A 15,782-nucleotide genomic window follows, 5' to 3' on the forward strand; every position below is an offset into this window, starting at 1 on the left:
CCGGTCCGCATTGCAAATTGAGGTTATCGGATACGCTACCTGCAGGTTGGCATATCCGGCTACTTCTTCGTCAATTCGAGCGAAGCGCATCGCAATTATTTGGACGTCCCCTCCATCGCCTTGGCCCCATCCTTGGGTTTCTCCTTGCCCATCATGTTCATATCGTGAGGGCCCATCATGGACATGTCTTTCAAGTCAACCGTTCCACGTTCATTCTTTTTCATCTTGTCGTACATCATCTCATGGTGCTTCATGAACTCCTCTTTTGATATGGCACCGTCGCCGTTGGAGTCCATCATCTTCATATGCATCTTCATACCCTTTTTCATGTCGTCCATGGCCAGGGCCGGCGCGCTCGCCCCAATGAATGCTACGGTCAACATTGTCAAGACTTTGTTCATGTCGTTTCCTTTTGTGTGAATCATAAAGAATCCGATCGCATGGCCTGATGCTTCCAAGCCAGTAGACATAAGCGCCTGCCAATCTACGACAGCGGGCGAATTGCAGGCGCGCGTTAGGAAAGCCGCCCAAGTTGTCCCAACCCAATCAAGAGCTTTGCTCGGCGGGAAAGCACAGGTGCGCAGCCAGCCCCCCGCCTTCGCGTTGTTCGAGCTTCCAGCTGCCGTCGTAGCGCGCGACGATCGCCTTGACGATCGAGAGGCCGAGGCCGCTGCCCTGGCCGCCGCCTTTGCGCCAGAAGCGCTGTCCGGCCTTGCCGATGTCCGCATCGCTCATGCCGCTGCCCTGGTCTTCCACCGTAAAACCTGCCGTCCCGCCATGCTGCACGATCCGCAGCACGACAGTGGCCTCGGCATCGCCGTAGCGCAGCGCGTTGTCGAGGATGTTGCGCAGCGCCGTCACGGCGAGGGATGCGGGTATGCGGAGAACGCTAGCCGCGCCGCCTTCGTCGCGAACGCACACCCTAGCGGCCTGCTGCGCCGGAAGGTGCGTGATGACCTGCTCCGCGATTGCGCCGGCCTGCAGCCGCTCGTCGTCCTCGAACGACATCGAACCCTCGACGCGCGCCAGCATCAGGAGCTGGTTGATGATGCCCTGCAGGCGTCCTACCCCGCGTTCGACCTGCTGGAGAGCTACCGCTGTGTCCGGACCGTCACCACTCATGCGGGCGACCTGGAGATGGGTTTTGACGGCGGTGAGCGGCGTGCGCAATTCGTGCGCGGCGTCGCCGGTGAAGCGCCGTTCGCGCTCGATGGTGCGTTCAATCCTGGCCAGCAGGCCGTTGACGGTCGTGACCAGCGGGGCGAGCTCGCGCGGCAGGTCCTGCTCGGGCAGCGGGTGGAGCGCACCGGGCTCGCGCGCTTCGAGGGCAACGCGGATCCGTTCGAGCGGGCGCAGGCCATGGCGTACGGCGAACCATAGCGCCATCAGGGTCGCCGCCATGGCGACCAGGAAGGGCACGAAGGTGGCGAACGCGATATTGCGGAACAGCTGCTGGCGGCGCTCGGTCTTGTCGGCGGTGGTGATGCGCATCCCATTGTGCTCGATGGTGTAGCTGCGCCAGGTAACACCATCGATGACGCGGGTGCGGTAGCCGGGCGCCACCAGGCCGAGGCGTTCCGGGCTGTTCTCGGTGCGGCCCACGATGCCGCCCCGCACCAGCCGGATCTCGCAGGCCACGTTGTCGGTGCGGACCAGGTAGGGGATCGGGCTGGCTCCGCGGGCGCCCGGCTGCACCGAAAGATGGGGCGAGTCGGCAATCAGCGCGGCAACCATGCGCGCCGATGCCGCCAGCCGTTCGTCGAGTGCGTCGCGGAACTCGTCGCGCAGGTCCACCAGCGTCCACACCGACGACAGGGTCCAGAACAGCGCGAACGAGGCGCCGATGGTGACCAGTAGGCGCAGGCGCAGCGTCTTCATGTCCCCGCCTTGCCAAGCCGGTACCCGAGGCCACGTACGGTTTCGACGATATTCGGCCCGAGCTTGCGCCGCAAGTGGTGGATGTGGACGTTCAGGGCGTTGCTTTCGACGCCATCGCCCAGCCCATACAGGCTGTCCTTGACCTGGTCGGTGCTGAGGATACGCTGGCCGCTGTTGAGCAAGGCCTGGAGCAGGGACAGTTCGCGTCGCGACAGTTCGACCGGGTTCCCATCCAGCGTCACGACCTGGGTGGCCGGATCGAAGGCCAGTGGACCATGCTCGATGCGGTCGACGCTGCGGCCAGCACTACGCCGCTGCAAGGCATGCAGCCGGGCGACCAGTTCGTCGAGCTCGAAGGGTTTCACGAGGTAGTCGTCGGCGCCGCTGCGCAGGCCGGCCACCTTGTCCTGTACGTCGTCCCGCGCTGTCAGGACCAGTACCGGCCAGTCCTTGCCAGCGCCGCGCCAGCGCTTGAGCAGCGTGAGTCCGTCCGTGTCCGGCAGGCCGAGATCGAGGAGGATGACGTCGAAGCGGCCGGTCTGCACGGCCATTTCCGCTTGCGAGGCATTGGCGACATGGTCGGCCCCGATTCCGGACAGGCGCAAGCCAGCAAGAATGCCGCTGGCGACCAGTTCGTCGTCTTCGATGACGAGTACACGCATGGCTAACCCGAGTAATAAAAGCAGGAACCGCGATCTTACCGCTTTACGGTTATGCCGCGATTAACGGGAGGGGCGAAGCCGATGCTTCCCGGCAAATCGACGGATTCGTTAATGTGGTGCTAATCGGCAGGAAATAGGATGGCTGTATTCGCCAGGCGTCGAACCGGCCCGTCGGGCCGGCGCCATGCGCAGGAAAACACACCACCATGACTGTCACACTCGGCCCGCTTGCCTTGCCCGCGCAACTGCTGGTCGCATTCGCAACGATCATCCTCGGTTCCGCCATCGGCAACCGGGTGGCGGCCAGGCGCGGCGTGAAGGCCGAGGGCTCGCTGTGGCTGATCATCGCCGGGGCGATCCTGGTGGCGCGCATCGTCTTTGTCGCCCGTTACTGGCCGCTGTACGCGGAAGAGCCCTGGCGGCTGCCGGACCTGCGCGACGGCGGGCTGGCGCCGGTCGCAGGCTTTGCAGCGGCCATCATCATCGGCGCCATCCTGGCATGGCGCAGGGCCGACCAGCGTGCCGCGATCGTCATCGCCTTATGGGCCGGTCTCTCCATCTGGATCGCCGGGAATGGGCTGGTTCGCATGGCGACCGAGCGCCAGGCCCTGCCCGAGGTGATGCTGACGGATCTTGACGGACGCGCCGTTCCCTTGACCGCATTTGCCGGCAAGCCCATGGTGGTCAACCTGTGGGCGAGCTGGTGTCCGCCTTGCAGGCGAGAAATGCCCGCCCTTGGCAAGGCACAGCGCGAAGCAAGCGACCTGACCTTCGTATTCGTCAACCAGGGCGAGGACAGCGCCACGGTGCGTGCCTACCTGAAGTCCGAGGGTCTGCCGCTGCGGAACGTGGTGCTCGACCCCGGCGGGGCTTTGGCCAAGGCAGCCGGCGCCCCGGGCCTGCCGACTACGCTGTTCGTCGACGCGAACGGAATACTCGTCGACAAGCGGATGGGCGAGGTATCGAGCGCCACACTGGCCGAACACCTGGCGGTCCTGCGCAGCAAGCGCTCAACCGCAAACGCACGATAGCGACATCAACGAACGACAGGAGAAAAGCGTATGGTCTTCTTATCACGGACGGTATCCGGAATGGGCCGGTGGCTGCTTGCGCTGCTGCTGGTTCCGCTTGCCGCGGTGCTGCTTGCAGCATCCGGCAACGCGGCGGCAGCTGACGACGATTTCCTGCCGCCCGAGCAGGCATTCCGCTTCGCCGCCTACATGGTCGATGGACGGACCGCTGAAGTGCGCTTCGACATTGCGCCCGGCTATTACATGTACCGCGAGCGCTTCGCATTCGAAGCCGGGCAGACCCTGCTTGGACAGCCTGTGTTCCCGGCTGGCGAGAAGCATTTCGACGAGACCTTCCAGAAGGAGATGGAAACCTACCGCGGCATCGTCAAGGTGCGTCTTCCCGTGGACGGGAAGGGAAGTTTCACGCTGAAGACCACCTCCCAGGGCTGCTCCGACAAGGGCTTGTGCTACCCGCCGATGGCATCGACCGCGGTACTGGCGGCCGCCGCGCCATCCGGGCTAACCTTGAACGCTGCTGCGCCGCAGGCAAACCCGCAGGCGGCAGCTGCCGCGCCGGGCGGTACCCTGACGGATGACAGCGATAGCGGACGCATCGAACGGGCCTTGAGCAGCCGCGAACTGGCAGTCATCGTCCCGATGTTCCTGCTGCTGGGCCTGGGCCTGTCGTTCACGCCGTGCGTGCTGCCGATGCTGCCGATCCTCTCCTCGATCATCGTCGGCGACAAGGGTTTCGCATCGCGCTTGCGGGGGCTTGCCCTGTCGGTGTCGTATTCGCTCGGCATGGCGATCGTGTACACCGCGATGGGCGTGGCGGCGGGCCTGGCGGGCGAAGGACTGGCGGCGGCACTGCAGAACGCCTGGGTGCTTGGCGCGTTCGCCCTGATGATGGTCGTGCTGGCCCTACCGATGTTCGGCGTGTTCGAGCTGCAGATGCCGGCGGCGATCCAGTCGCGCCTGGCGGGAGCGTCCAACCGGCAGGGGGCGGGCACCCACGCGGGGGTGTTCGCGATGGGAGCCATTTCGGCACTGATCGTCGGTCCCTGCGTCGCCGCGCCGCTGGCAGGTGCGCTCGTGTACATCAGCCAGACCAAGGACGCCTTGATCGGGGGCAGCGCATTGTTCGCGATGGCCGGCGGAATGAGCGTGCCGCTGCTGCTAGTCGGCGCCTCGGCGGGCACCCTGCTGCCGCGCGCCGGGGCCTGGATGGTCGGCGTCAAGCGCTTCTTTGGCGTGCTGATGCTGGGCACCGCCTTATGGATTGCCGCGCCGGTCCTGCCGTCGCGGGCCCTGATGCTGGGATGGGGCCTGCTGAGCGCCGGCTATGCGGTGTCGCTGCTGCTGCCACGACCGCGCCGGCCGTTGGCGGTAGCCGCCGGCCTGGTCGCGGGGGTGCTCGGCCTGACGCAGCTGGCAGGGCTGGCCGCCGGCGGCAGCGATCCATTGGCGCCGTTCGCTACGGCCGAGGCGCATGGAGAGACTCCGTTCCAGCGCGTCCGTTCGGTCGAGGAGCTCGACGCCACCCTGGCCAGGAGTCCCGGCAAGACCGTCATGCTCGACTTCTACGCGGACTGGTGCGTGTCCTGCAAGGAGATGGAGCGTTTCACCTTCTCCGATCCGCGAGTGCAGGAACGCTTCGGCCAGATGCTCCTCCTCCAGGCCGACGTCACCGCCAACAATGCGGCCGACCAGGCCCTGCTCAAGCGCTTCGGCCTGTTCGGGCCGCCTGGGATCATTTTCTTCGGCCCTGAGGGCCGCGAACTCGGCGGCACCCGGGTGATCGGCTACGAGGATGCCGACGCCTTCCTCGCTTCGCTGCGCAAGGCCGAGGCCGCGCAAACGGGCACCCAACCTTGAATAACACTTCCACTTTGGAGACAACATGCAGGCCTACAAACTAGCGCTTCCCGCCACGGTGATCGCCGCTCTCGCAGCAGCACTCATCAACACGGGGGCCCTTGCCGCCCAGCAGACCCCGCCGGCGCTAGCGCGCGCCGTGGACGCCGGCGTGAAGGTGGTGAAGCAGTTTCCGGCGGCCTCCGGGCTCACGGGCTGGGTGCTGTCCCAGGGAGCACGTCATTCGCTGGTGTACACCACGGCGGACGGGAAGACCCTGGTAGCGGGAGCGCTGATCGACGAGCGCGGGCAGAACCTGTCGGCCCAGCATGAAGACATGTACATCCCCAAACCGGATTTTGCAGCCGCATTCGCGCAGCTCGAGAAATCGGCATTCATCGCCGAGGGCAGCGCCAAGAATCCGAAGAGTGTCATCTACGCCTTCGTCGACGCGAATTGCCCATATTGCCACTTCATGTGGCGAGCAGTGCAGCCATACGAAGCCGCAGGGCTGCAGGTGCGCTGGATTCCGGTCGCGACGCTTGGCCCGACCAGCATGCCGAAAGCGATCGAAGTACTGGCAGCTTCCGACAAAACCGCAGCGTTCCGGCGTATGGAGGAAAACCACGGCAAGCCGTGGAAGCCGGACGCCGGCAAGACCGAGCAGCGCCAACCGACGGTGGCCGCCGCGATTCGCAGGAACGGAGAAATCATGGAGAGCTTCGGCCTTGCCGGCACGCCGGGCGTGGTCTGGCGCGACAAGCAGGGCAAGGTCCAGGTGAAGAGCGGGATGCCGCGACTGTCGGAGCTGCCGTCGATCACTGGCCTGCCGGAGCAACCCGTGACTGATCCGGCTTTGGCCAAGTTCAAATGAACCGCAGCAGGCGCGCGGCAACTCCCAGGTGAAGGGCTCCTTTTGAACTGACTCCTCCGGCAAACATGCGCTCGTGGCAGGGCGGTGCATCGATCAACCAGCCCGCTTCCTCCGAAGAGGACGCAGGCTGGTGGCGTTCTCCCGCATCGACCGGGGTTTGTTGTATGACCGCATCACTTCACCACAAACAATCCAGTCGTCGTTCACTATTTCTTCGTGGAATTATACGTTTCCATCGATAATTTCGGTAACTGCTGTGTACCTAGATATCTGAGAGAAACGAATGAATCTACGAAACAAGATGGCTTTATGCATGGCCATCGTCTTTATATTCTTCGCGGTCGCCCTGGCTGTTGCAATTTCGGGGATGCGCGAGGCCAGCTCGCGCTTCGGCAGCTTTGTCGACCAGGACCAGGCATTCCTGGGAGAGGCGAACACGATGTACGCACAGGGTCTGCAAATGGGACAAGCGCTGCGTAATGTCATCCTCGCACCCGACAATGAAATCGGATACAAGAATCTGACGAGTGCACGCAAGGACTTCGACAATGCGCTGAAATCCGCCCGTGCACTTGCGAAAAACGATGCCACTGCGGAGACGGCGCTGGCGAAGCTGGAAAACCTTCAGCAGCAGCGCGCCGCGGTACAAGATCGTATCGTCGGACTGGTAAAGACGGATGCCGCCTCCAGCGCAACGATCCTGAATGCGGAAGAAACCCCGGTATGGCGTCAGATGCGTGCGGAGCTGTTGAAGATCCTCAAGGAGAAAAACACGGCGGCAGAGCAGGTCAAGACCGAGCTGATCGCGCGTACCCGAACGATGTTCACGCTGAGCCTGGGGCTTGCCGCGTTCGCCATCGTTGCCGGAGGCGCCGTTGCGTTCTGGCTCACCCGCAGTATTACCCGCCAGCTTGGCGGCGAGCCGGACTATGCCGCGAGCATCGCTGGTTCGATCGCGGCCGGCGACCTGACCGTGCAAATCGCCCTCGATGACGAGCGCAACCAGACAAGCATGATGTTCGCCATGCGCCAGATGCAGCGCAGCCTGGCGACCCTGGTGCAGAAGGTACGCGACGGTACCGACACGATCACGACTGCGTCAGGCGAGATCGCGGCGGGCAACCTGGACCTGTCAGCGCGCACCGAAGAGCAGGCCAGCTCGCTCGAGGAGACCGCGGCCTCGATGGAGGAACTCACCAGCACCGTGCAACAGAACACCGAGAGCGTCCGACATGCCAACGAACTGGCCACGACGGCGTCGGAAGTCGCGCTGAAGGGCGGTCAGGTGGTCGAGGAGGTAGTCGGCACCATGGGCGCGATCAACGAGGCGGCCAAGCGCATCGCTGACATCATCGGCGTAATCGACGGGATCGCATTCCAGACCAATATCCTGGCGCTGAATGCGGCGGTAGAAGCGGCTCGCGCGGGCGAGCAGGGACGCGGTTTCGCGGTCGTCGCATCCGAGGTCCGGAACCTGGCGCAGCGCAGCGCGGCAGCCGCCAAGGAGATCAAGGCGCTGATTGGCGATTCGGTGGGCAAGGTCGATGCGGGTAGCAAGCTTGTCAATGTCGCGGGTGATACCATGACCGAGGTCGTCGCCAGCGTGAAGCGCGTCACCGACATCATGGCCGAGATCACGCTCGCCGGACAGGAACAGAGTGCCGGGATCGCGCAGGTCAACCAGGCCATCGCACAAATGGACCAGGTAACCCAGCAGAATGCTGCGCTCGTCGAGGAAGCGGCCGCGGCGGCCGACTCGATGCAGGCGCAGGCGCAGGAGCTCCTGGCGGTCGTCAGCACCTTCAAGCTCGCCTCGGAGCCGGCGACACATTCGCAGCGTTTGGACGGCGGCGGCTCGCATAGGCCCCGTCTTGCACTGCCAGCGATGGCGGGCTAGTCGGTCGCTGCGGGTCAGCGCTTGCGCCCCGTTGCAGGTGCTGCGAGCATCTCCAGGCGCCTGTCGAGGCCGTCACGGTCGAGTTCACCCATGTGGCGCAGGAACAGGCGGCCATCCCTGCCATAGAAGAGCGTCGTTGGCATGGCAAACGATCCGGTACGCCGGCCCAGCTCCCGGGCGCGATCGGTCAGTACGTTGTCGAGATCCAGCTTTTGCTGCGCCAGGTACGCCCCGATCGTCGCCGCGTCCTCGCCTTCGTTGACGAAGACGAAGGTGATGCCGGGATGGCGCTTCTGGGCATCTTGCAGCGTAGGCATCTCGCGCCGGCACGGCGGGCACCATGTTGCCCACAGGTTGACCACCATCGGCTTGTCCGTCAGGGTCCGTAGTTGCACCGGTGTGCCGTCGAGCCGCCGCAGTTCGACCAGCGGCACTGGCGTGCTGGGCGGTCCGAAATCGAGCATGGCGATGGCGCCGCCGATCCAGACTACGCCTGCACTCAGGACCGCGGCGAGGACCGGTCGGCGCGGCGTGTTCGTCCTGGCAGTCAGGTGCGCGCCCAGCATGAATGCCACCAGGATGCCGGCCGTGTCCGAGAATCCACCGTCACCGAAATTTAGGATCGAGAGCGGCTCGGCAGCATACTCCGGTGCGTTCTGGAGTACGAACGTGATCCGGGCGGCGACCAAGCCGCCCAGAATCGTCTTCCACACTACCGGCCAGCTGTGCCAACCACGCCTGCGCCAGTACCACCAGCTGACTGCAGCGCTGGCGAGGATGGCCAGCGCCGGTAATCCCCAACTGCCTACGTCGAATTCGCCCACCACTGCGCTCCTGAAAGGACAGCCCGGCTGGGCCGTCATGCAGCGGCCATGTCATGGCTTCGGGACCGCTTGCCAGGGAATGCTAAAGCGCGCGGATTAATGCAGCATTAGCAATCGAACGCGGCTGTATCGTGGCGGCAGCGCGCGCCGGAAACCTCATCGGTCTTCTATACTGCGGGCACCGAGGGCACGTGCGCCCTTGTCTTCAGAAGGAGAGGCCGCATGATCTTCCGACAGCTTTTTGAGCCCTTGTCCAGCACCTACACCTATCTGATCGGCTGTCCGGAAACCGGGCAAGCGGTACTGATCGATCCTGTGATCGTGACCATCGATCGTGACCTGGAGGAGCTTCGGCGCCTGGGGCTGACACTTGCATACAGCATCGACACCCATGTCCACGCCGACCATATCACGGGTGCGCTGGAACTGAAGAACAAGGTGGGCAGCAGAATTGCAGCGCCAGCAGCGGAACGCGTCGACTGCGCGGATGTTCAGCTGGAAGATGGGACGCCTTTCAGGGTGGGCTCCATGGAATTCCAGCCGCTGCACACGCCGGGCCATACGTCGGGGCATTTCGCCTACGTGCTCGGGGACCGCGTCTTCACGGGCGACGCCCTGTTAATCGAAGCCTGCGGGCGCACTGACTTCCAGCAGGGCGATTCGGATGCGCTCTATCACAGCGTGCGGGGAAAGCTGTTTGCACTACCCGATGAAACGCTCGTCTATCCGGCGCACGATTATCAGAAAAGGTGGGTGTCTTCGGTCATGCAGGAGAAGGAGCGCAACCCTCGTCTTGGTGCAGAACGCTCGATCGAGGAGTTCCGGCAAATCATGGCGGGGCTCAACCTGCCATACCCTAAATTTATCGATTATGCGGTTCCCGGCAATAAGCAATGCGGCGTGTGTCCGGCTGATCTGCCAGAGAATCTCAGCAAGTACTGTCAGCAGATGACTGAGAGTCCGCAAGGATAGTTCGTCGATATAGGATCGGGCGACCGATGCATGCCATCGGAAAACACCGACGAATGAAGTGGCAGTCTGGTGACGAGAAGCAGGGTCAACCCGGTGTTCGTGGGTGTTTCTGTGCCTGCGTGAGCGGAATGTCCGTGCCAGGGACGGCGTGGGGCGGCGAATCGCCGCTGCGTTCGATCCATCCGCCACCCAGCGCCCGGTACAAGCCCGCCAGCGCAGCCAGGCGCTGCTGCTGTATGGCGATAAGCGCGATCTCGGCATTGTACAGGTTCGTTCTGGCGGTGAGCACGCCCAGATAGTCGCTGCTGCCGCTGCGATACGACATCTCGGCAAGTTGCAGGCGCCGCCGCTGTGCCGCGACGTTGCTGCGCCGTGCATCCAAGTGCGCATCGAAGGTCCCGGCGTGCGGCAAAAACGCCGACCACGTCGCGAAGCGCGGTCTGCACAATCTTGCGGTACTGCGGAACCGCCATGTCGTGCGCGCCTGTCGGACACCGGCAGCAGCTAGTCTGATGCGGACGACCAAGCTCCGGTGCCGGCGCTCGCCAGCCTTCCCAGCCAACTGCTGGCGCTGCCCGCCACAGCTTATGCAAGTTGCAGTCAATACCTGGCTACAGTTGCGCATGATTCGACATTATAGAAGTTATGTCATTTTAGGAGTTGCATGGTGTTCGCCTGCTCGCTTCGCCGACGCTTACTGAACAGTCATGGAACAATCCTTTCGGTATTATTTCATGACCCCGTTCCACACAGAAAATCTGTCAGGCTCAGTGAACCGTGCGGTCTTCTATTAAGTGCTTGAATTTTTTAATAAGAAAACGGCCTGCAAAGCCGTCTAGACGGGTTCGACTCCCGTCCTCGCCTCCAGATCCTATTGCAAAGGGCCCCGACCGGGGCCCTTTTTGTTTTTCCCGTCGGGTTTCCACAGACCTGCCGCGGCAGCCTCATCCCGCGCCTCTATCCGCATATCGATATGAATTTGATACCGCACATGGACGGCTGGATGGGCCAGCGCAGAATAGGTTCTGGCGAGGTAGCAAAGCGGATATGCAACGGCCTGCAAAGCCGGAGAGACAGGTTCGATTCCTGTCCTCGCCTCCATCTCGTACCCAGGCATCGGGACCTGATCGAAATCAAAACTGAACAAATTGCCGGCGTATGCCGGCAATTTGCATTTCCGCTTTACCCATACCCATGTTGATTGCCGCGGCGGGTTCTGCAGCGTCCTTTCACCTTGTGTACAGCCGCGCTCAAGCTGTTGCTTGAAGTGGGTGGTCATTGAGTTGCCGTGCGGCCTATCGCTCTCAAGGCGAGGTAGCGTCAAGATCAACATACGATGCGGCACCCCATCGATCAGGCGCAGCAGGGCGTTGAGAAGCATCGGGCCACGTGGTAAACACCGACCGCCACAGCGTGCTGATGTGGGCGGCCGGCACCAGGGAAGCGCATTCGCTGACAGGGGCGCAGCCTGGAGCGGTCACCGGCAATGATCATTCGTACAAATGACCACGGCGGCGTGCTGCCCTGCGCGCCGCCGACTCGGGGGAGTCATGTCCAGCATGCCCTTTTTTTCGCGTTCCCCGGATGTGCGGCCGGGGACACCGCGGGCTTACGCTGCCTTGGCGTTGGCGTACTGCTCCATCACCGCGCGCAGACGAATGTCCAGCAGCTGGGCATGCGCGTAGCCGGCGCTGACGTCGACGATGCCCTGGCCGGTGTCGAGCAGCAGGCTCGGAAAGCTGCGCACGCCCAGCCTGCGCGCGCGCATGAAGTCCGCGCGGGTCTCGGCGATCGCCGCTTCCGAGCTCCATTCGGCATGGAAGCGCTCCGCCTCGACCTCATGGCCGATGGCCTTCAGTGTGGCGACTGCCACGGCCGACAGCACCCGGCCGTCGGTCGTGTCGAGCCCGTCGACATAGAAGGCGTGCTGCATGGCGCGGAACACGGCCAGCAGGTTTGCCTCGGGAGCGATGCGACGTGCGGTGACGACGGCACGGCAGACCGGCTCGGTGTCGTACACGAAGTTCTCGCGCGCCATGAAGGCTTCGCGGTCGAACGGCAAACCGCTGTTGGCCTGCACCCGCTCCCAGTGCTCGAGGCGGAAACGCTTGCCTGCGTCGTCCAGGATGTCGGTGGCGCCGGCACGCACGCCGCCGACCACGATCTCCAGTTCCAGGCGGGTATGGTGTTCCAGCAGTGTGGTCATCTCCTTGCCGAAGCCGTAGCACCAGGAGCACATCGGATCGCCTACATAGATGAGTTTCATGTCGTTCTCCCGTCGGGTTTCGGAATCAACCCTGGAAGACGCCGGCGGTGCCGCCGCCATCGACTGCGAGCACGGTGCCGGTGGTGAAGCTGGAGTCGGTCATGTACATCACCGCATCGACCACGTCCTGCACCACGCCGGTGGTGCCGCTTGGCGCCAGGGTGTTGTAGAACGGGCGTACGCTTTCGTAGTCGCCGTGCAGCGGGGTCTGGATGATGCCGGGGGCCACTGCGTTGACCTTCACGTTCGACGGAGCGAGCTCGAGGGCGAGGGCGCGCGTAGCCTGGTTCAGCCCGCCCTTGATCAGGACCGGCAGCAGGGCCGGGACCTTGGCGTTCGGCTGGATGCCGATGCTGGCGGTGATGTTGACGATATGGCCTTGCTTGCGGCCGGCCATGTGCACGGCCGCCTGCTGCGACGGGTAGAAAAAGCCCTTCAGGTTGGTGGCAACGATCGAATCCACGTCCTCGACGGTGTAGTCGGCGGTCGGCTTGGCGATGAAGATGCCGGCATTGTTGATCAGAATGTCGACCTGGCCGAAGGCTGCGATCGCATGCGAGAACAGTTCCTTGGCGGTCTGCGGGTGGGCAATGTCACCTGCCACGGTCACGAAGTTGGCCGGATTGCCGAGCTTGGCTGCGGCTTCGTCAAGGCGTTCCTGGCTGCGGGCATTGCCGACCACGTTGTAGCCGCGTGCTACGTAGGCTTCTGCGATGGCGAAGCCGATGCCGCTGGATGCGCCGGTGACGATGACGGTTTTCTGAGTGACGTTCATGAAAATCTCCTTGAGGTGGTTCGGTTGGCACAGCGATCTTGCTGCGATGGGGGAACTGTACTTCTGCACAGCGAGGGGAAAAATGGGGTTTGACTCAAAGGAATTGATACATGATGTAATGAGTCGGCCGTCAGTGCGGGGGAAGCTCATGGCGGAGCAAGGAGCAGGGAGCTGCCGCTTCACGCCGGAAAATCCAGTATGATTCCCACTTGTCATACTGTTACCCCATGCATCCGTGAGCCGCCAATTCGACGACATCCTGCTGGGCAGCATCGAGCTGTTCTGTTCCGCTGCAGAACTGGGCAGCTTCACGGCGGCAGCAACGGCAGCGGCCGTGACGCCGGCTGCGGTGAGCCGCGCCGTGTCGCGCCTCGAAGCCCGCCTCGGCGTGCGCCTGTTCGTGCGCACCACCCGCACCCTGAACCTGACCGAGGCCGGACGCGATTACTTTACGCAGTGCCGCGAGGCGCTCAACCAGCTGGTCGAGGCCGAACGCCTGGTCACGGGACGCCAGAGCGCGCCTTCCGGCCTGCTGCGCATCAGCATGCCGACGCCCTACGGCCATTACCGGGTGCTGCCAATCCTTCCCGCATTCTCGGCGCTGTTTCCCGACGTGAAAATCGAGTTCCACCTCAGTAACCGCAATGTGGACTTCGTCGAGGAAGGCTTCGACATGGCGATCCGTGGACGGGCGCCGGACGACTCCACGATGATTTCGCGCCCGCTCGAGGATGCCGAGCTGGTGGTCGTGGCGACGCCGGGCTACCTGGCGCGCGCCGGCACGCCGCGCCGGCTCGACGATCTGGGAGTCCACAACTGCATCCAGTTTGCCCTGCCCAGCACCGGACGCAATATTCCCTGGCTGTTCCGCGACGGGGAAGAGGATATCGAGCTGCCTACTACGGGCAGTTACGGCTGCGCGGAAGACATCCTGGGCGCGGTCACGCTGGCGCGCGCTGGCGCCGGGCTGTTCCAGACCTACCGCTTCGTCGTCGCGGCCGACCTACAGCGAGGCCAGCTGATCGAGGTGTTGGCCGACCATGGCGGGCGGACACGTCCCTTCTGCCTCATCTACCCGCATGCCCGGCACGTGTCGGCGCGGGTCAGGGCATTCGTCGATTTTCTGGTCAAGCACCTGCGCGCCTGAACCGCTGTTCCTCTTTATGTGACCAGGCAGCGCGCGCGGCGGCGCGCTGGGGATTCATTACACCATGTATCGATTGATGTTCTCAGCGCCATCTTTTTCCTTCTGGCGATGCTGCCTATAGTGATGTTCATGGACGACGCGCTGCGGATGCTTCCGCAGGCGAAGTCCACGGGGTAATTGCTTACCGCCATCATTCAACCATGCATTCTAAGGAGTTCATCATGCCCTACATCCTCGTACAGGTAACCGACGAAGGCGTCACCCGGGAACAGAAGGCCCGCATCATCGCCGGCGCTACCGACCTCATGGTCGACGTGCTCGGCAAGGACCCCGATTCCACCTTTGTCCTCATCGACGAAGTCAATACCGACAACTGGGGCCGCGGCGGCGAGATGACGACCCTGCGCCGCCAGCGCGAGCGCGAGCAACAGGGCGGCTAGCCGAAGAGGAAAAGAAGCTTGCCATGTGTGGGTACACATATCAGATTCGCCCATGGCTTCCACGCTCCGACTCGATTCCTGCAACTGCTTCGCCTCGCGCAGGGCGGCGCGCCTCATCACCAAGCTGTACGAGGACCACCTGGCGCCCGCCGACCTGACGCGCTCGCAGTTCGCGCTGCTGGCCCACCTCGACGAGGCCGGCGCCGCTGTTGACCGCGACCTGGTCGACGCGCTGGCAATGGAACGAACCAGCATCGTGCGCGCCGTGCAGCACGTATTAACCCGGCATTTTTTCCTCGCGATATGTGCATACCCGCATAAGCGGCGCCCATTTACCGAAATATAAGGAGAGCAACATGCATCAATCCACCCTCGGCACCGCCGTCATCACCGGCGCCTCGACCGGCATCGGCGCCCTGTACGCCCAACGCCTGGCCGCACGCGGCTACGACCTGGTCCTGGTCGCGCGCAACGGTGCGCGCCTGCTGGAACTGTCGGCGCGCCTGCAGGCCGAAACCGGCCGCACCGTACGCGCCATCAGCGCCGACCTGACCGATGCGGAGGACCTCGGCCGCATTGAAACCCTGCTGCGCGAAGACAGCAGCATCACCATGCTGGTCAATAACGCCGGGGTCGGCGCCACCGCGCCGCTGTTGGCATCGGGCGTCGACAAGATGGAAGGGATGATCGCCCTGAACGTTACCGCGCTGACCCGTCTGACCTATGCGGCGGCGCCCGGCTTTGCCGCACGCGGGCAGGGCACCATCGTTAACATCGCGTCGATCGTCGCGATCGCCCCCGAGATCCTGAACGGCGTCTACGGCGCCAGCAAAGCCTACGTGCTGGCCCTGAGCCAGTCGCTTCAGCATGAACTGCAAGCGAAAGGCGTCCGTGTCCAGGCGGTGCTGCCGGGCGCGACCGCGACCGACTTCTGGAGCGCGGCGGGCACGCCGGTCGAGCACCTGCCGCAGGAGATCGTGATGCGCGCGGACGACCTGGTCGACGCGGCGCTGGCTGGCCTCGACCAGGGTGAGCTGGTGACCATTCCCGGTCTCGAGGACGACGCCAAGTACAGGACATTCGAGGCGGCGCGCCTGGCCATGCATGGAGAGCTGTCGACCTCCACGCCCGCCAGTCGCTACCGCGCCCGGGCAGCTGCGGCCTGAGCGGCGGGAAGCCC

Annotated in this window: 16 protein-coding genes and 1 tRNA gene; 10 read left to right on the plus strand and 7 right to left on the minus strand. The window is 63.8% G+C overall.

Annotated features, from left to right (window positions below):
- Positions 1–95 precede the first annotated feature (95 nt).
- The 3 genes from AC56K1_RS01915 to AC56K1_RS01925 all read right to left on the minus strand — a co-directional run bounded on the left by AC56K1_RS01915 (position 96) and on the right by AC56K1_RS01925 (position 2,540).
- Positions 96–401, minus strand: a complete 306-nt coding sequence (locus AC56K1_RS01915; protein ID WP_497156142.1) for a hypothetical protein — start codon at positions 399–401, stop codon at positions 96–98.
- Between the two features lie 145 nt (positions 402–546).
- Complete coding sequence (locus AC56K1_RS01920) at positions 547–1,878, minus strand: ATP-binding protein (RefSeq protein WP_497156143.1); 1,332 nt, start codon at positions 1,876–1,878, stop codon at positions 547–549.
- Positions 1,875–2,540: a response regulator gene (locus AC56K1_RS01925; RefSeq protein WP_497156144.1), complete on the minus strand. Its 666-nt coding sequence runs from the start codon at positions 2,538–2,540 to the stop codon at positions 1,875–1,877. The genes AC56K1_RS01920 and AC56K1_RS01925 overlap by 4 nt, the downstream gene beginning before the upstream one ends.
- Before the next feature lie 206 nt (positions 2,541–2,746).
- On the opposite strand from AC56K1_RS01925, the gene AC56K1_RS01930 reads away from it, so the two are divergent.
- The 4 genes from AC56K1_RS01930 to AC56K1_RS01945 all read left to right on the plus strand — a co-directional run bounded on the left by AC56K1_RS01930 (position 2,747) and on the right by AC56K1_RS01945 (position 8,178).
- Positions 2,747–3,571, plus strand: coding sequence for a TlpA family protein disulfide reductase (locus AC56K1_RS01930; protein ID WP_497156145.1), 825 nt, complete (start codon positions 2,747–2,749; stop codon positions 3,569–3,571).
- Positions 3,572–3,601: 30 nt separating this feature from the next.
- A complete protein-coding gene (gene dsbD, locus AC56K1_RS01935) occupies positions 3,602–5,428 on the plus strand; it encodes a protein-disulfide reductase DsbD (protein ID WP_497156146.1) in 1,827 nt (608 codons plus the stop codon).
- 25 nt (positions 5,429–5,453) lie between these two features.
- Complete coding sequence (gene dsbG / locus AC56K1_RS01940) at positions 5,454–6,281, plus strand: thiol:disulfide interchange protein DsbG (protein ID WP_497156147.1); 828 nt, start codon at positions 5,454–5,456, stop codon at positions 6,279–6,281.
- Between the two features lie 313 nt (positions 6,282–6,594).
- Positions 6,595–8,178, plus strand: a complete 1,584-nt coding sequence (locus tag AC56K1_RS01945; RefSeq protein ID WP_497156148.1) for a methyl-accepting chemotaxis protein — start codon at positions 6,595–6,597, stop codon at positions 8,176–8,178.
- A gap of 14 nt (positions 8,179–8,192) precedes the next feature.
- Here the strand turns inward: AC56K1_RS01945 and AC56K1_RS01950 are convergent, their stop codons facing one another.
- On the minus strand, positions 8,193–9,002 hold the full coding sequence (locus tag AC56K1_RS01950) for a TlpA family protein disulfide reductase (protein ID WP_497156149.1): 810 nt from the start codon (positions 9,000–9,002) through the stop codon (positions 8,193–8,195).
- 222 nt (positions 9,003–9,224) lie between these two features.
- On the opposite strand from AC56K1_RS01950, the gene AC56K1_RS01955 reads away from it, so the two are divergent.
- Entirely contained in the window at positions 9,225–9,974 is a 750-nt protein-coding gene (locus AC56K1_RS01955; protein WP_497156150.1) for an MBL fold metallo-hydrolase, read from the plus strand.
- Between the two features lie 85 nt (positions 9,975–10,059).
- Here AC56K1_RS01955 and AC56K1_RS01960 read toward each other — a convergent pair whose 3' ends face one another.
- Positions 10,060–10,356 carry a TolC family protein gene (locus AC56K1_RS01960; RefSeq protein WP_497156151.1) on the minus strand — a complete coding sequence of 99 codons (297 nt, stop codon included), beginning with the start codon at positions 10,354–10,356 and terminating at the stop codon, positions 10,060–10,062.
- Positions 10,357–11,001: 645 nt separating this feature from the next.
- On the opposite strand from AC56K1_RS01960, the gene AC56K1_RS01965 reads away from it, so the two are divergent.
- Positions 11,002–11,075 (plus strand) — tRNA-Cys (locus AC56K1_RS01965).
- A gap of 508 nt (positions 11,076–11,583) precedes the next feature.
- On the opposite strand, the gene AC56K1_RS01970 is transcribed toward AC56K1_RS01965, so the two are convergent.
- Both AC56K1_RS01970 and AC56K1_RS01975 read right to left on the minus strand, forming a co-directional pair.
- Positions 11,584–12,240, minus strand: a complete 657-nt coding sequence (locus AC56K1_RS01970; RefSeq protein WP_497156152.1) for a DsbA family protein — start codon at positions 12,238–12,240, stop codon at positions 11,584–11,586.
- Between the two features lie 25 nt (positions 12,241–12,265).
- Positions 12,266–13,015 carry an SDR family NAD(P)-dependent oxidoreductase gene (locus tag AC56K1_RS01975; protein ID WP_497156153.1) on the minus strand — a complete coding sequence of 250 codons (750 nt, stop codon included), beginning with the start codon at positions 13,013–13,015 and terminating at the stop codon, positions 12,266–12,268.
- A 235-nt stretch (positions 13,016–13,250) separates the two neighbouring features.
- Between AC56K1_RS01975 and AC56K1_RS01980 the strand changes: the two genes are divergently transcribed.
- From AC56K1_RS01980 to AC56K1_RS01995, 4 genes are all read left to right on the plus strand, one after another.
- A complete protein-coding gene (locus tag AC56K1_RS01980; protein ID WP_497156154.1) occupies positions 13,251–14,162 on the plus strand; it encodes a LysR family transcriptional regulator in 912 nt (303 codons plus the stop codon).
- Positions 14,163–14,383: 221 nt separating this feature from the next.
- Entirely contained in the window at positions 14,384–14,602 is a 219-nt protein-coding gene (locus tag AC56K1_RS01985) for a tautomerase family protein (RefSeq protein WP_497156155.1), read from the plus strand.
- A 52-nt stretch (positions 14,603–14,654) separates the two neighbouring features.
- A complete protein-coding gene (locus AC56K1_RS01990; RefSeq protein ID WP_497156156.1) occupies positions 14,655–14,948 on the plus strand; it encodes a winged helix DNA-binding protein in 294 nt (97 codons plus the stop codon).
- Positions 14,949–14,958: 10 nt separating this feature from the next.
- Positions 14,959–15,768 (plus strand): SDR family NAD(P)-dependent oxidoreductase, encoded by an 810-nt coding sequence (locus tag AC56K1_RS01995; RefSeq protein ID WP_497156157.1) that lies wholly within the window; start codon positions 14,959–14,961, stop codon positions 15,766–15,768.
- Positions 15,769–15,782: the final 14 nt, after the last annotated feature.

The sequence above is a fragment of the Telluria sp. ZB4P37 genome, from assembly GCF_059685855.1.

Bases quoted from the DNA above. Each gene is read 5' to 3' on its own strand.
- AC56K1_RS01925 (WP_497156144.1), bottom strand. From the start codon at position 2,540: ATGCGTGTACTCGTCATCGAAGACGACGAACTGGTCGCCAGCGGCATT.
- dsbD (WP_497156146.1), top strand. From the start codon at position 3,602: ATGGTCTTCTTATCACGGACGGTATCCGGAATGGGCCGGTGGCTGCTT.
- AC56K1_RS01920 (WP_497156143.1), bottom strand. From the start codon at position 1,878: ATGAAGACGCTGCGCCTGCGCCTACTGGTCACCATCGGCGCCTCGTTC.
- AC56K1_RS01985 (WP_497156155.1), top strand. From the start codon at position 14,384: ATGCCCTACATCCTCGTACAGGTAACCGACGAAGGCGTCACCCGGGAA.
- AC56K1_RS01915 (WP_497156142.1), bottom strand. From the start codon at position 401: ATGAACAAAGTCTTGACAATGTTGACCGTAGCATTCATTGGGGCGAGC.
- AC56K1_RS01955 (WP_497156150.1), top strand. From the start codon at position 9,225: ATGATCTTCCGACAGCTTTTTGAGCCCTTGTCCAGCACCTACACCTAT.
- AC56K1_RS01970 (WP_497156152.1), bottom strand. From the start codon at position 12,240: ATGAAACTCATCTATGTAGGCGATCCGATGTGCTCCTGGTGCTACGGC.
- AC56K1_RS01930 (WP_497156145.1), top strand. From the start codon at position 2,747: ATGACTGTCACACTCGGCCCGCTTGCCTTGCCCGCGCAACTGCTGGTC.
- AC56K1_RS01990 (WP_497156156.1), top strand. From the start codon at position 14,655: ATGGCTTCCACGCTCCGACTCGATTCCTGCAACTGCTTCGCCTCGCGC.
- AC56K1_RS01975 (WP_497156153.1), bottom strand. From the start codon at position 13,015: ATGAACGTCACTCAGAAAACCGTCATCGTCACCGGCGCATCCAGCGGC.
- dsbG (WP_497156147.1), top strand. From the start codon at position 5,454: ATGCAGGCCTACAAACTAGCGCTTCCCGCCACGGTGATCGCCGCTCTC.
- AC56K1_RS01945 (WP_497156148.1), top strand. From the start codon at position 6,595: ATGGCCATCGTCTTTATATTCTTCGCGGTCGCCCTGGCTGTTGCAATT.
- AC56K1_RS01995 (WP_497156157.1), top strand. From the start codon at position 14,959: ATGCATCAATCCACCCTCGGCACCGCCGTCATCACCGGCGCCTCGACC.